Below are 14,613 nucleotides of genomic sequence, written 5' to 3'. Positions count from 1 at the left end.
CGCCGCAACGAAGTTCATTTAAGAGATAACATCACCTGAAGGTTTTACATTTTTAAAGCTACCGCTAGGATTACTGGCCTTATCAAACCTAAACACATTCTTATCTACCTCTCGGTGGATAGTGATATCAATGTAAGTGGTTTGGTTGGCACCACACACTTCGTCTATGGCTAAACCTTCTGAGCGAAACTGTGTATTGCAGTAAAAAGAGAAGCCTTTGTTTGGCCTTGCCATCACTTGCAAACCAAAGCAGTTATCTTTGATTTGCGACATTTTGTCGGCATCAATGTAATACACCAAGCTATGAGTTGCGGTGTTCATTTGCTTATCAACAAAAAAGCCCTCGGGCAGTTGGTGAGGCTTATAACCTTTGCCTGCCAGAAGCAAAATATCATAATCTTCATTTTGAATATGCTCGCCATTTTGGTCACGTACTCTCACCACCAACATGCAGTACTTACCAATAAGTTGCTTTTTACCGATAGGCACTTTGGCCTGTTCAGATTGAGTCAGTAGCTTCATCTCTTGGCTTCGCTGAGAATAATCCGCAGCTGAGTTTACTGTTAAACAGGCAAGTACTTGGTCTACCACAATATGGTGGTTTGCGGTGTTGGCTTTGTTTGCCAAAATACCCATTTTGGTACCCGAATGGCTAAACTCACTTAACACGCCAATAGGCACGGCAGCGGGTCGACGAATTGGTTCAATGTCACTGGGTTTTAAGCGGTAAGCTTTGCCCGCCACCCCATTAATCAGCTCTTCTGATTGCTCCAAGGCTAAATATCGGTAATTCATATTAGCGCCAGCTACCCTTACAACACCATCAGATCCTGATTCAACCAGATAGCCATTTAAAAAATCATAGAATTTGCTATCAATTCCTTGGCCAGATAACACAAAAGGATAGAAGTTGTTATTGGCATAATCATAAGCCATACCGTTTTCATTAAGTTGCCATTGCCCTTGGCTACCCAAACAAAGCCAATCAAGTATTCGCTGACCAGGTTCAACGCCGGCAAACCAAGATTTAATTCGCCCTACTCGCTGCTTACCTAAAGCCGCCAGAGTAGATCCATGATTTGCCGGCGCCAACATCACTAAATGTTGCAAGGGCAATGTGGCGAGTCCCGCAGAGCCGTAATACTTATCAACCCAGGCACGCACAACGGGTCCCCCGGTAGAATGAGTAATGCATGAGAAAGGTTGAATCTGGTCTTGATTGCCAGGAAGATCTTTTAAGGCTTGCTCCATAGCGCGAGCAATATCATCCATCGACACTTCATCATGAAAGCTGATGTATTTACCCAAATAGATGTGGTCTATATTGATGCTAAGGCCTACCGAGCCAGCCTTAGCCACTAAGGACTGCGGCAACTCCCCGTAGGTAGAAGTATTGGTTACGCTCCAACCATGTACAAAAATCAGCTTCATTTTATTACTTCCATGTAATTAGTAGATTTATTTCAGTACTTTACAACAAAAGGCAAGATGTTAAACAATAGTTAACAAATAGCAACGATAGTTTTTGTTATCGTTAATAATGAGCTTAAGAAGAAACCTGACGTTTCGCGATATTAGCTTGGCAGTAAAGCCAATATTTGCCGATTTGGCTGTAGCAGATAATGAACAGTAACGAGCAGGCTAAACCACAAAAACATAGCCAATAGACTAAGGTTTGCGCAAGCTGATAACCAGTTGTTGGATAGCTTTAGGGGCAGGTTTAACAAAATATTGAATCACAAATGCGCTGGAAAAGTTAATCACCATCCCTAAAGCGCCGATACCCTCTGGTGATATTCCCCAAAGCCAGCCATCGGCGTTGTTAGCGGGAGGATTCAGGTACTTAAAATATACAATGTAACCAAGCGTAAATAACATTCCGCTAAGCATGCCTGCGATAGCGGCTTGTCGACTCATTTTACGTACAAAAATGCCTAAGATGATTCCCGGAAACAACGAACTCGCCGCCAAACCAAAAGCAATAGCAACCACTTCAGCTACAAGCGCAGGGGGATTAGCACCAAAATAGCCGGCAGCAATAATCGCTAAAACCGCACTTATTCGCGCCCACTTTAGCTCTTGTTGGTCACTCAAATTTTTGTTCAGCGTTTGCTTAAGTATGTCGTGAGAAATTGAGCTAGAAATCACCAGCAATAAACCTGCAGCGGTAGACAACGCGGCTGCTAAGCCACCGGCCGCCACTAGGGCGACCACCCAATTGGGTAACTGGGCTAATTCGGGGGAAGCTAACACAATAATATCGGGATTAATGCCAATCTCATTTCGCTGGTCGCCTGAATAAAACAACCGTCCATCACCGTTGTTGTCGCTCCACTCTACTAAGCCGGCTTGCTGCCAATTACGCAACCAGGCAGGGCTTTGCTCTTCAGCAACACCCTGCATATTTGCGCCATTAATTGATTCTATAATATTCACTTTGGCAAAAGCGGCAACAGCAGGTGCGGCAGTATACAAAATAGCGATAAACACCAAAGCGTAAGCCACCGATAAACGGGTATCTTTTACTTTCGCAACGGTTTGAAAGCGAATAATAATATGCGGCAAGCCCGCTGTTCCCATCATCAATGCAGCGGTAATAAAGAACCTATCGGCTAAACTTCGTGCGCCATTGGTGAAAGAGTTAAAACCTAGCTGTTGCGACAAACCATCTAAGCGGTCTAATAAATACACCTCAGAACTGCCACTTAAACTGGCTCCGAGGCCTATTTGTGGGAATACTTGCCCGGTAAGCGCGAACGAGGTAAAAATAGCGGGCACTAAAAAGGCAAAAATTAATACGCAATATTGTGCCACTTGCGTATAGGTGATGCCTTTCATTCCTCCCCATACTGCGTAAACAAACACTATAGCCATGCCTAACATGACACCAAGGTTTACATTTACATCAAGAAATCGAGCAAACACTACACCTACGCCGCGCATTTGGCCTGCAACATAGATAAAGCTAATAAACACCGTACAGATTACGGCCAATAAACGCGCCGATTGGGAGTAATAGCGCTCGCCAATAAAGTCTGCCACGGTTACCTGACCAAAACGCTTTAAATACGGGGCTAAGCATAAAGCTAGCAACACATATCCGCCGGTCCAGCCCATGAGATAAACCGCAGCGTCGTAGCCTAAAAAAGAAATCAGTCCAGCCAAGGAAATAAAAGAAGCAGCCGACATCCAATTAGCAGCACTAGCGAGGCCATTTGTAAGAGGATGAATTTGTGCATTGGCGAGATAAAAATCGTGGGTAGTCTTAGCCTTAGCCCATACCGCAATAATCATATACAGAGTAAAGCTAGAAGCGATAAATATCGATGTCCAAGTTTGAATATCCATCTAATGCAGCGCTACTTTTTTAAAAGATAGTGCTAGTTGCTCACTGAACAAATCTGTCACAAAAACCCAAAGGTTAAATAATTGTTACATATCAACTTAGGTGTTTATTAAGTGCTTGAAACTTAGACTTTGGTATAGATGAGTGACTCAATAGTGATAAACGCAGCTCTCAATCTAATTGAAGCTGTAACAACATGAAATACAAAGAGTAAAGACCAAGGGTTAAAAAGCTATCCTTTAGTCTAACGAGGATAATTCAAGCGGATACAAACGTAGGACACATAGGAAAAGACAAAAAAAGAGCTCTTGCAAAGCAAGAGCCAATGGAAACGTGCTTTTTGGAAACCTTCAACACTACTCCCCTCGATGTAGTGCTCGCCGACCAAAGCTAGAAGGTTCAAGCTACCAATCTAAATTAGCATGTTAATTTGGAAGGTCAACCTTAAATTTTACAATTCATTAACTTTATGTGAACAAACTAACATGCTGAAGAAACGAACCATTTTTCGATCTCTTTTAAGGTTTCAAACGTACTTTACTTAACAACAACTCATGTTTTTAGAAAAAATTTTTTAATATACCGAATTTTGAACAATCTGATTTTATCTGACCGCGTGGCAACAATTGATGACTTTAACTTTGCAAAAAAATGCTTATTTTTTATAAATTTATTTTGACCATGGTATAAGCTTATTTTAGCGCTTCATGAAATCTTTTGTTTCCAAATTCTATCTTTTATAGAGATAGCTTGTTTTAGGAGGCCTAGGCCATGAGTATTTTTGACCACTATCAACAGCGTTATGAGCAAGCTCAAGAAGAAGAGTTATCTCTCGATCAATTTTTAACACTTTGTAAAGAACATCCTAGCACTTATGCCAGTGCCGCCGAACGCTTGTTGTTGGCCATTGGTGAGCCAGAAATGGTCGATACTTCTAAAGACCCCCGCTTAAGCCGACTATTTTCCAACCGTGTTATTGCCCGCTACCCAGCCTTTAAAGAGTTTTATGGCATGGAAGACAGTATCGAGCAGATTGTGTCTTACTTAAAACACTCCTCTCAAGGCCTAGAAGAACGTAAGCAGATATTGTATTTACTTGGGCCTGTGGGTGGGGGTAAATCATCTTTAGCCGAAAAACTTAAAGCGTTAATGCAGCTAGTACCTATATACCGCATTAAAGGCTCACCTGTTAATGACCACCCATTTTGCCTATTTGACGCCAATGAAGATGGCCACATCCTCGAAAAAGAATATGGTATTAGTAAGCGCCACCTCAGGACTATTATGTCGCCTTGGGCCGCTAAACGCTTGCAAGAGTATGGTGGGGACATTACCAAGTTTAAAGTGGTTAAGTGTTACCCATCAATATTGAATCAAATAGCTGTCGCGAAAACTGAACCTGGTGATGAAAATAACCAAGATATCTCATCCTTAGTGGGTAAAGTTGATATTCGCCAGTTAGAGCATTTCGCTCAAAATGACCCCGATGCCTACAGCTACTCTGGCGCGTTATGTAGGGCCAACCAAGGTTTGATGGAGTTCGTGGAGATGTTTAAAGCCCCAATTAAGGTGCTACATCCACTACTTACCGCCACTCAAGAGGGTAACTTCAACGGCACCGAAGGTTTATCAGCCATTCCATTTGAAGGTATTATTTTGGCCCACTCTAATGAATCTGAGTGGCAAACCTTTAGAAATAACAAAAATAACGAAGCCTTTTTAGACCGTGTTTACATTGTAAAAGTGCCCTACTGTTTACGAGTAAGCGAAGAAATAAACATCTATCAGAAACTGCTAGATAATAGCGAACTAAACACAGCAAAATGTGCGCCTAGCACTTTAGAACTTCTCGCTCAATTCTCAGTGTTATCTCGACTCAAAGACCCTGAAAACTCAAGTATCTACTCTAAGATGCGGGTTTACGACGGTGAAACCTTAAAAGATACTGATCCTAAAGCGAAGTCTTATCAGGAATACCGAGACTTTGCCGGAGTAAACGAGGGCATGGAAGGCTTGTCTACTCGCTTTGCTTTCAAGATTTTATCTCGGGTGTTTAACTTTGATACCACCGAAGTCGCCGCCAATGCGGTGCATCTCTTCTACGTATTAGAGCAACAAATTGAACGCGAGCAGTACAGCCAAGAAGTATCAGACCGCTACTTAGAGCACCTAAAAGGCTACTTAATTCCTAAGTATGTAGACTTTATAGGCAAAGAAATTCAAACCGCATATTTAGAATCTTACTCCGAATATGGGCAGAACATCTTCGATCGTTACGTAATCTATGCTGATTTTTGGATTCAAGATCAAGAGTACCGAGACCCAGATACTGGCCAACTATTTGACCGTGCAGCATTAAATGCTGAGCTAGAGAAAATAGAGAAGCCGGCAGGTATCAGTAACCCCAAAGACTTCCGTAACGAGATTGTAAACTTTGTGCTCCGCGCTCGCGCCGGAAACGATGGAGAAAATCCAAACTGGAGCAGTTACGAAAAACTTCGCACAGTGATTGAGAAAAAGATGTTCTCAAATACTGAAGACCTATTACCGGTTATTTCATTCAATACCAAAACCTCTGCCGACGACCAACAAAAACACGACGATTTTGTGTCTCGCATGATGGAAAAAGGCTACACCCGCAAACAAGTTCGTTTGTTATCGGAATGGTATTTACGCGTTCGTAAATCTTCATAGATTTGTTGGAGGGCGCCTATGGCTCATTTTATCGATCGACGTTTAAACGGTAAGAATAAAAGCGCGGTTAACCGCCAGCGCTTTATTCGCCGCTATAAAAGCCAAATCAAACGCGCCGTAAACGACGCGGTTAATCAGCGTAGTATTCAAGATTTGGAAAACAGCGAAAGCATTAGCATTCCGCATAAAGATATTACCGAGCCATTTTTTCATCAGGGCGAAGGCGGCCATCGCCAACGTACCCTATCCGGTAACGACCAATTTGGCACCGGCGACAAAATAGAACGGCCGCCTCAAGGAGAAGGCGGCGGAGGCCCTAGTGATGGCGATGCTAGTGACCAAGGCGAAGGGTCTGAAGAATTTCAATTCAACATTTCAAAAGATGAATATCTAGACATTCTGTTTGACGATTTAGAACTACCTAACCTGCAGGAAACCGACGTAGACAGTATTGTTGAATACCGTACTGCGCGTGCTGGTTTTACTAACGATGGTGTGCCAGCAAACATTAATATTGTGCGTTCTTTGCAAAATTCTTTAGCCCGGCGTATGGCCATGGGTGGCGATAAACGCAAGCGATTACGGGTATTAGAGACTCAGCTTGAAGAGAATAAGCAGGACTCACAGGTTCCTCATAGCGAAATTGAAGCGATAAAAGCCGAAATAACTGAGCTAAAAAGAAAACTCAAGAATATCCCATTTATAGATACCTTTGATTTGAAGTTTAATAACTTTGCCAAACATCCTGTGCCTAGCAGCCAAGCGGTCATGTTTTGCTTAATGGATGTATCAGGCTCTATGGATCAAGCGACTAAAGATATCGCTAAACGTTTCTATTTATTACTGTATTTGTTCTTAACCCGCAGCTACGAAAAAATTGACGTTGTATTCATTCGCCACCACACTCAAGCTAAAGAAGTAGACGAACACGAATTCTTCTATTCCCAAGAAACGGGCGGAACCATTGTATCCAGTGCGCTCAACTTAATGGATAAAATCATTGAAGAGCGTTACCCCAAAAACCAATGGAATATTTATGCCGCGCAAGCGTCAGACGGCGATAATTGGGCTGACGACTCCCCAAAATGTCGTGCCTTGTTAGAAAAAACCTTACTTCCACTAAGTCGTCACTACGCCTATATAGAAATCACCAGCCGAGCCCACCAAAGCTTATGGCACGAATACGAACAACTCAGTGAAATTTTCCCCAACTTCTCTATTCGTCATGTTAAAAATGCTGAAGAAATTCTGCCGACCTTTAGAGACCTCTTCAAAAAAACCACTGCGTGAGGCCCACATGAGCAAAACCAAAATGTTGCCCGATGGACCAGACTGGACCTTTGAAATGTTAGAGCTATACCATCAAGAAATTGAAAAGGTAGCTCAGCATTACCAGTTAGATACCTACCCCAACCAAATTGAGGTGATAACTGCAGAGCAAATGATGGACGCTTACTCCAGTGTAGGTATGCCAATTGGTTATCATCACTGGTCATACGGCAAAAAGTTTATTCAAACTGAGCAAACCTATAAACGCGGTCAAATGGGGCTAGCCTACGAAATCGTGATTAACTCAGACCCATGTATAGCCTATTTAATGGAAGAGAACACCATGCCGATGCAGGCATTGGTGATTGCCCACGCTTGTTTCGGCCACAACAGTTTCTTTAAAAATAACTACTTATTTAAAACATGGACTGATGCCAGTTCAATTATTGATTACCTAGTATTTGCTAAAAACTACATCAGCAAGTGCGAGGCTCGCCACGGTGTGCAAGCGGTTGAAGATCTGCTCGATTCTTGCCATGCCTTAATGAATTACGGTGTAGATCGCTACAAGCGCCCTTCCCCTATTTCTATGGAAGAAGAAAAATCCCGACAAGATTCGCGAGCTGAGTACCTACAAAGCCAAATTAACGAGCTATGGAAAACCATTCCCACTAAAGAAAACCCAGATGTAGAACAGCGCGAACGCTTTCCTGCATCGCCAGAGGAAAACATTCTTTATTTCATCGAAAAACACGCTCCTTTGCTTGAGACATGGCAACGCGAAGTGGTACGTATTGTGCGTAAAATTAGCCAATACTTTTATCCGCAGAAACAAACTCAAGTCATGAATGAAGGCTGGGCCACCTTTTGGCATTACACCATTACTAACCATATGTTCGACCATGGACAAGTCAGCGAGCGTTTTATTCTGGAGATTTTGCATAGCCATACCAGCGTGGTGATGCAGCCTGCTTACAACAGCCCATACTTTAATGGCATCAACCCTTACGCACTAGGGTTTGCCATGATGACTGATATTCGTCGTATTTGTGAAAACCCGACCGATGAAGACCGACAATGGTTTCCTGATATTGCCGGTAGTGATTGGTTAAAAACCTTACATTTCGCCATGCAAAACTTTAAGGATGAAAGCTTTATTAGTCAGTTTCTATCCCCTAAAGTCATTCGCGATTTAAAGCTATTTACGCTTGATGACAACGAAAGTAAACCTTACCTTAAAGTGAAGGCGATTCATGATGACCATGGCTATCAACAAGTAAGAGAGGCATTAAGCGCGCAATACAACCTAAGTAACATTGAGCCCAATATTCAGGTACACAATGTTAATTTGCGAGGTGACCGTTCATTAACACTTCGTTATGTTCCCCACCAAAACATTCCCCTAGGTAAAAGCAAAGAAGAAGTAATAAAACACCTCCACCGCTTATGGGGCTTTGATGTGATACTAGAACAAGTGGATGATAACGGCAGCATACAAGAGCTAGCTCGTTGCCCTAAGCCCGAATAGTTGCATTGTGATTCAGCCAATAAAAAAGCCACCCTAGGGTGGCTTTTACTTCAACTAAACATGGTCATTATACGCCACGATTAAAACAAGGCTTTGTTAATGGCTAAATGACACACAATAGAAGCTGCATAACCAATTGCAATTACCGGTGCCCAACGTAAGTGGCTAATAAAGGTATAGTGACCACGAGCTTGCCCCATTAATGCCACACCCGCTGCAGAACCAATAGATAGCATACTGCCGCCAACACCAGCCGTTAAGGTCACTAGCAACCACTGGCCTAAAGACATGCTAGGCTCCATAGTCAACACTGCAAACATCACTGGAATGTTATCAACAATGGCACTTAATACCCCTACCGCAATATTGGCGTAGGTAGGGTCCCAGTTCAGGTACATCATATTAGAAGCCATTTCTAAATAACCAATAAAACCTAAGCCTCCCACACAAATAACAACACCATAAAAGAACAGCAACGTGTCCCATTCAGCACGCGCAACCCGGTTAAAGATATCAAAAGGCACCACACTACCCAGGGCTTTTAAACGAGCATCATCGCGGTGAGAAATCGCGTTTACTGCTTTTTTGTGTAAGCTGCTAGCCAATGTTGTACGTAGGAAATAACCAAAGAACTGCAAATAACCTAAGCCCATCATCATGCCCATCACTGGCGGCATATGGAACAAACTGTGCCCCATAACAGCGGTAGCAATAGTAACTAGGAATAAACCCACAATACGGCGAGCACCGCGTTTTAACTCAACCGTTTCGTTTTCAGCCTCGACTCTTTCAGCAGATACAAAAAACGACATAATGAAAGCGGGCACGACAAAGTTAACAAAAGACGGAACCAGTAAATCGAAGAACTGACCAAAAGTGACTAAACCTTTTTGCCAAACCATTAAGGTAGTGATATCACCAAACGGACTAAAGGCGCCGCCGGCATTAGCGCCTACCACAATGTTAATACAAGCCAAGTTAATAAAGCGGCTGTTACCATGAGCCACCTTGGTGACAACTGCGCACATTAACAAGGCTGTAGTAAGGTTATCGGCGACTGGAGAAATCACAAACGCGAGGCAACCAGTAAGCCAGAACAATTTTCTATAGCTGAGCTTTTTGCTCACTAGCCAAGCCCGTAAGGCATCAAACAAACGGCGCTCTTCCATGGCATTGATGTAGGTCATCGCCACCAGCAAGAACAGCATTAACTCAGAAAATTCGAGAAGATTATGCCTGAAGGCCGCGGTGACCAGCTCTTCTTGGCCAGATCCCCGGTAATAAATGGCAATCAAAAACCAAATTAAGCCAGCGGCCACTAGTACTGGTTTAGATTTTCTTAAATGAATCACTTCTTCGCTCATAACCAGTAGATAGGCAAAAGCAAAAATGACCAAGGCGGTATAACCCACCCAAGAGTTCACTAAGTTGAGTCCTTCAGAGGCATAACTGGCGGAAGAGAATAACAACAATAGTAAGGACAACAATATACGCATCAATTCCCACTCCTTAGGCGAATGCTGATTTTGTTTAACGATTGTTTTTTGAAATTAGTGCTAACGCCCGTAGCTTAGCGCACTTGCACTTCGATGATTGTTCATTGCATTTTCAGCTTTGGCCATTAACTGGTCAATGGTGTTTGTTGTGCCGTCTATACAAGCAACACCTAAGCGCGATCCTAAATCTAAATCATCAGGGAATATTTCCCAAAACTCACTATTCAGCGCATCGTGGATCCGCTCGGCGGTATCTAGCGCTTGATAGAGGCTCGACTCAGGTAAACCAATAACAAATTGGTCATTGTCGCAACGAGCTAGCAGGTCAACTTTACGAATTTTAGATTGCAAAAAATTGGCAAGTTTCACCAGCAACTGATTAGCGTCATCACTGCCTAACTTATCACGATACACGCTGAAATGGTTGACGTTAATCAAAAGTATCGAATAGGCATTTTGATAACGGGAGCTACGTTCAATTTCTATTTCAGAAAACTGCCTAAACCGTACAAAATTAGCATAGCCCGTTAACTCATCAGTATCGTTCGAGGAGTGCTCTAAGCTTGAAGCTCCCGCGGACACTTCTGCTTTATCGTTACATAAATCAATACCTTGTTCGTAGGTATAGCGGAAGCGCCTTAAGTTATGTGACAAACCAATAAGCAAGGCCAGCAAAGCGTAAATGAGTGAAGTATTTACCAGCTCACTATTAAACCAGTCGCTTTGAGTCTCTATATGCAATGAATTTGCTGCAACAAAGGAATATGAGCTAGCGACTAGTAACACGAGCAATGCTAAGAAAAATGGCATGTAAAACAACATCAGTAATACTGGCAGGCTAAACACTAACCAACTTGGCGCACTGATGCTAAGCGAACTTTCCGAACTCATTAATACAGCCATTAACACAAAATGCTGCAGTGTCAGTACCGCAAACAAACAATGCGCGACCCGCGCTTTTACAATCTGTAAGCTACACCAAGTCAGTATCAACTGTGAAAGTAGCCAGCACGACAAGCCCAAAGACGCTTGCCAATTAGCTTGCTGCCACCCTTCGAGCAATAAACCAGTGAAAAGTAAAAAACCTAATATGCAGCCACAATAAACAAGCTGTACCCAAGCGAGAAACCGCCGTTGTTGCTGCCATTGAAAATTACTAAATTGCCGCTCTTGACTAGGAAGGGGGAAGCCTAAAAAAACACTTTTCCATGCCTGCGAAACGGGAGGCTGTTGCATCTTACCCTTAACTCCTAATGTTAAATCGAAGAGAACACCGATATAAGCTAGTTTAGCTAAGCACCTAAGGCTACAATATCGGTTTTAGTTGCCAAATAAAGAATCAATGTGACTTCTCTTAAGCATACTCGCTATCGCCAGTTTTTCCCGTCGCTAAACGGTAACAATCAACAAATTGCTTATCTTGATAGCGCCGCGTCAACTCAAGTTCCTGAACAGGTATTGTCAGAGATAGAACAATACTACCGCCAGGGTCACGCAAATGTACACCGCGCAAGCCATAGCTTTGCTCGCAACGCGACCAACGCCTTTGAGTTGGCAAGAAAAACTATAGCAGAGTTTATAGGGGCCAAAGCGCAAAACATCATTTTTACTAGCGGAACCACCCAAGCGGTAAATCTACTCGCCGATGGCTTAGCGCACATAGTCGCTGAAGGTGACCACATTTGGTTATCGGAAATGGAGCACCATTCAAATTTAGTTCCTTGGCAACAGCTCGCTAAACGTAACAACGCCGAGCTAAAAGTCATTCCGGTATTAGAGAATGGTGATATAGACCTTGGGTATTTTCGTCAACATATCAGTGATAAATGTAAAATAGTTGCCGTTACGCATGTCTCAAACAGCATAGGCGCAATGCAGCCAATACCAGAACTTTCTCGTATTGCTCATCAAGTAGGCGCTAAAATTGTAGTAGATGGTGCGCAAGCAGTGGCTCACTTAGACATTGATGTAAACCGTTTAGGCTGTGACTACTATTTGTTTTCCGGACACAAACTATACGGACCAACCGGCATTGGCGTGCTTTACGGTACCGAGCAAGCGCTTGAGCAAATAAAGCCCAGCGTGTTTGGCGGGGAAATGATCAGCAAGGTGTCGTTTGAGCAAAGCACTTGGAATACTCTTCCCTACCGGCTAGAAGCAGGTACTCCAAATATTATTGGTGCAATTGGTCTCGCTTCTGCGGTCCAATTTTTGAACCAATTCCCCCTTAAAGAGCGCCTTAATGTTGAGCGTTCACTGCTCAACTATGCGTTGCAAAAACTGGAGCAGCATCCTCAGGTTGAACTGGTTGGCAAACCAATGATGCGAGCGGGCATCATTGCTTTTAATCTAAGAAATGTTCACCCACAAGACGCTGCCACGCTATTCGACCAATATAATGTCGCCTTGCGTTGCGGGCACCACTGCGCCATGCCATTGAGTAATACTTTATCTCCGCAAGGCAGTATTCGCTTGTCGCTAGGTATTTACAGTGAGCAATCAGACATTGACCAAGCTTTAGACGCCATCAACAAAATTATGGAGTTATTTGATGATTAACACTCCACAAATAGAACTTGATTTAGAGGCCATAACACAACGTTTCGCAGACTGTGGCGCATGGGAAGAACGCTACCGACAGCTATTACTATTAGCCAAACAACTTAAACCCATGGATGTTTCGTTGAAAATAGAAGAGAAGCAAGTTGAAGGCTGTGAAAGCGAGGTGTGGCTCCACTTTCACGATAACAAGCTCTATGTAGATAGCAATGCTCGCATCATAAAAGGCCTATTAGTCATTGTACTCGCTTGCTTAAACAAGCCAACTAAAGAGGCTAAAGCGCTTTTTAACCATACCCTACAAGAGCTAGGTTTGGCTCACCATTTAAGTGAATCTAGAAACAATGGTATAAGCGCTATTTGGCGGGAAATATCTAGTTTAGATTAGGGCTTACTCTTCACTTGGGATAGTGTAAGTACGACGTTTTTTGGTTTTAATCACTACCTGCGATTTAGGGCCACCTTCTTCCATTACTGCGCGGTACTCACTGCGCGGTACAGATTTAGCGACGGGTGTTACTGGTTTTGCTGCGGCAGGCGGACGGCTAGTTACCGTATATGTAAAGCCGCAATCGCGACATGCCATGAGTGCTGGTTTATGGCCGCCACAAGATGGGCATTTTTGATTAGAGCTCACTACTCATTCCTATACAAACAAGGGGAAAAGACATAATTACTAAGTGTATTTGATCATCTTGGATTAATCACAACAATTTAAACAATTAATGATCTAGCCAGTGATTTACTCTCGCCAACCGGTAACAATTATAACAGCTTTACTCATCAATGCGGGTTAGCTGTTCAATAAACCACTCGCCTGCAGGGCCAATTGCTTGGCTCCACACCACTTCTATCGGCCATTCAAAGTCATCAATAATAAAATCACGTTCTAATTCCACTAGTTGATTACTTTCAAGTAACTCTTTCGCCAAAGGCTCTGGAAACAAACCAAAACCAACACCACTTAAAAGCAACTGCTTGAATTGATACATTCTAGAACAGTTCACCACTTGCGAACTTAGGCGCACCGACTCGGCCATCTCGTCACTAATAAAGTTTGAAACTGCAGGAGTTATCTGAATATGCGACAGTAAATCTTGCACCGATAAAGCATGTTTGATGCTGGCGAGAGGGTGATTAGGGGCACACACGCACAACCACTTAATACGGCCAATTAAAACACTCTCAACCCCTCTGCGAGGAATTAATTCTGCAGGAGTAATCAGAATGTCGGCTGCAGTATCAATACCAAAATTACTTGAATCAAACTCGTCGACATCGATAATATTTAGGGTTAGTTGGGGAAACTTCGCCATTAAACTTTTAATTTTTTCGCTGTAAATCGGGAAAAAGCTATAACCCGATACCCCAATAGTGAGCTTATCTTCTACACCATCGAGATAAGACTGTGCTTTTTGCTCCATCGCGCGTAAGCGCGGTAAGATTTCTAAAGCTTGTACATACAAGGTTTTCCCAACATCCGACAAAGTAGGTGCTTGCCCTGACACGCGATTAAACAAGCGTACGCCTAAATCTAACTCCATATTTTGAATAACTTGGCTTACTGCTGAGGGGCTAACCCCTAGTTTCCGAGCTGCGGCTGAAAATGAACGAGTTTCTGCAACTGTGACCAAATAAATCAAACGTTCAGGAGTAATGTGCATGCGGTACCTATCAGGGTATTGATTTTATTAGTTAAACTGTAGCACTGACCACCACAG

General features: G+C 43.0%; 11 protein-coding genes. 5 read left to right on the top strand and 6 right to left on the bottom strand.

The features are described 5' to 3' along the window. Positions 1 to 18 precede the first annotated feature (18 nt). Together Q4549_RS00930 and Q4549_RS00925 are read right to left on the bottom strand one after the other, a co-directional pair. Positions 19 to 1,431 carry a triacylglycerol lipase gene (locus Q4549_RS00930; protein WP_303553051.1) on the bottom strand — a complete coding sequence of 471 codons (1,413 nt, stop codon included), beginning with the start codon at positions 1,429 to 1,431 and terminating at the stop codon, positions 19 to 21. 237 nt (positions 1,432 to 1,668) lie between these two features. Further along, positions 1,669 to 3,348 (bottom strand): sodium:solute symporter family protein, encoded by a 1,680-nt coding sequence (locus Q4549_RS00925; RefSeq protein ID WP_303553050.1) that lies wholly within the window; start codon positions 3,346 to 3,348, stop codon positions 1,669 to 1,671. Positions 3,349 to 4,117: 769 nt separating this feature from the next. Here Q4549_RS00925 and Q4549_RS00920 point away from each other — a divergent pair. Genes Q4549_RS00920 through Q4549_RS00910 form a run of 3 tightly spaced genes read left to right on the top strand, consistent with a single transcriptional unit; the run spans position 4,118 to position 8,837 of the window. Then, entirely contained in the window at positions 4,118 to 6,040 is a 1,923-nt protein-coding gene (locus tag Q4549_RS00920; RefSeq protein ID WP_303553049.1) for a PrkA family serine protein kinase, read from the top strand. An 18-nt stretch (positions 6,041 to 6,058) separates the two neighbouring features. Further along, on the top strand, positions 6,059 to 7,330 hold the full coding sequence (locus Q4549_RS00915; RefSeq protein ID WP_303553048.1) for a YeaH/YhbH family protein: 1,272 nt from the start codon (positions 6,059 to 6,061) through the stop codon (positions 7,328 to 7,330). Positions 7,331 to 7,337: 7 nt separating this feature from the next. After that, positions 7,338 to 8,837, top strand: coding sequence for a SpoVR family protein (locus tag Q4549_RS00910; protein ID WP_137673074.1), 1,500 nt, complete (start codon positions 7,338 to 7,340; stop codon positions 8,835 to 8,837). 80 nt (positions 8,838 to 8,917) lie between these two features. Here the strand turns inward: Q4549_RS00910 and nhaD are convergent, their stop codons facing one another. Continuing rightward, a complete protein-coding gene (nhaD, locus tag Q4549_RS00905; protein ID WP_137673075.1) occupies positions 8,918 to 10,333 on the bottom strand; it encodes a sodium:proton antiporter NhaD in 1,416 nt (471 codons plus the stop codon). A 60-nt stretch (positions 10,334 to 10,393) separates the two neighbouring features. After that, positions 10,394 to 11,569 (bottom strand): GGDEF domain-containing protein, encoded by a 1,176-nt coding sequence (locus tag Q4549_RS00900; RefSeq protein ID WP_303553047.1) that lies wholly within the window; start codon positions 11,567 to 11,569, stop codon positions 10,394 to 10,396. A 108-nt stretch (positions 11,570 to 11,677) separates the two neighbouring features. Between Q4549_RS00900 and Q4549_RS00895 the strand changes: the two genes are divergently transcribed. After that, positions 11,678 to 12,892, top strand: a complete 1,215-nt coding sequence (locus tag Q4549_RS00895) for an aminotransferase class V-fold PLP-dependent enzyme (protein ID WP_303553046.1) — start codon at positions 11,678 to 11,680, stop codon at positions 12,890 to 12,892. Further along, complete coding sequence (locus tag Q4549_RS00890) at positions 12,885 to 13,280, top strand: SufE family protein (RefSeq protein ID WP_303553045.1); 396 nt, start codon at positions 12,885 to 12,887, stop codon at positions 13,278 to 13,280. Before Q4549_RS00895 ends, Q4549_RS00890 begins: the two co-directional genes overlap by 8 nt. Positions 13,281 to 13,283: 3 nt before the next feature. Here Q4549_RS00890 and Q4549_RS00885 read toward each other — a convergent pair whose 3' ends face one another. Together Q4549_RS00885 and Q4549_RS00880 are read right to left on the bottom strand one after the other, a co-directional pair. After that, positions 13,284 to 13,529, bottom strand: coding sequence for a hypothetical protein (locus Q4549_RS00885; RefSeq protein WP_137673079.1), 246 nt, complete (start codon positions 13,527 to 13,529; stop codon positions 13,284 to 13,286). 139 nt (positions 13,530 to 13,668) lie between these two features. Then, positions 13,669 to 14,556 carry a LysR family transcriptional regulator gene (locus Q4549_RS00880; RefSeq protein ID WP_303553044.1) on the bottom strand — a complete coding sequence of 296 codons (888 nt, stop codon included), beginning with the start codon at positions 14,554 to 14,556 and terminating at the stop codon, positions 13,669 to 13,671. Between the last annotated feature and the right edge of the window lie 57 nt (positions 14,557 to 14,613).

The organism is Agarivorans sp. 2_MG-2023 (assembly GCF_030548085.1).
GTDB lineage: Bacteria > Pseudomonadota > Gammaproteobacteria > Enterobacterales > Celerinatantimonadaceae > Agarivorans.
The sequence above is the reverse complement of the archived record's forward strand: the minus strand, read 5'-3'. Positions and strand labels throughout refer to the sequence as shown.

Excerpts from the sequence above, each read along its gene's own strand:
- Q4549_RS00930 (WP_303553051.1), bottom strand. The coding sequence starts at position 1,431 with ATGAAGCTGATTTTTGTACATGGTTGGAGCGTAACCAATACTTCTACC.
- Q4549_RS00925 (WP_303553050.1), bottom strand. The coding sequence starts at position 3,348 with ATGGATATTCAAACTTGGACATCGATATTTATCGCTTCTAGCTTTACT.
- Q4549_RS00920 (WP_303553049.1), top strand. The coding sequence starts at position 4,118 with ATGAGTATTTTTGACCACTATCAACAGCGTTATGAGCAAGCTCAAGAA.
- Q4549_RS00915 (WP_303553048.1), top strand. The coding sequence starts at position 6,059 with ATGGCTCATTTTATCGATCGACGTTTAAACGGTAAGAATAAAAGCGCG.
- Q4549_RS00910 (WP_137673074.1), top strand. The coding sequence starts at position 7,338 with ATGAGCAAAACCAAAATGTTGCCCGATGGACCAGACTGGACCTTTGAA.
- nhaD (WP_137673075.1), bottom strand. The coding sequence starts at position 10,333 with ATGCGTATATTGTTGTCCTTACTATTGTTGTTATTCTCTTCCGCCAGT.
- Q4549_RS00900 (WP_303553047.1), bottom strand. The coding sequence starts at position 11,569 with ATGCAACAGCCTCCCGTTTCGCAGGCATGGAAAAGTGTTTTTTTAGGC.
- Q4549_RS00890 (WP_303553045.1), top strand. The coding sequence starts at position 12,885 with ATGATTAACACTCCACAAATAGAACTTGATTTAGAGGCCATAACACAA.
- Q4549_RS00880 (WP_303553044.1), bottom strand. The coding sequence starts at position 14,556 with ATGCACATTACTCCTGAACGTTTGATTTATTTGGTCACAGTTGCAGAA.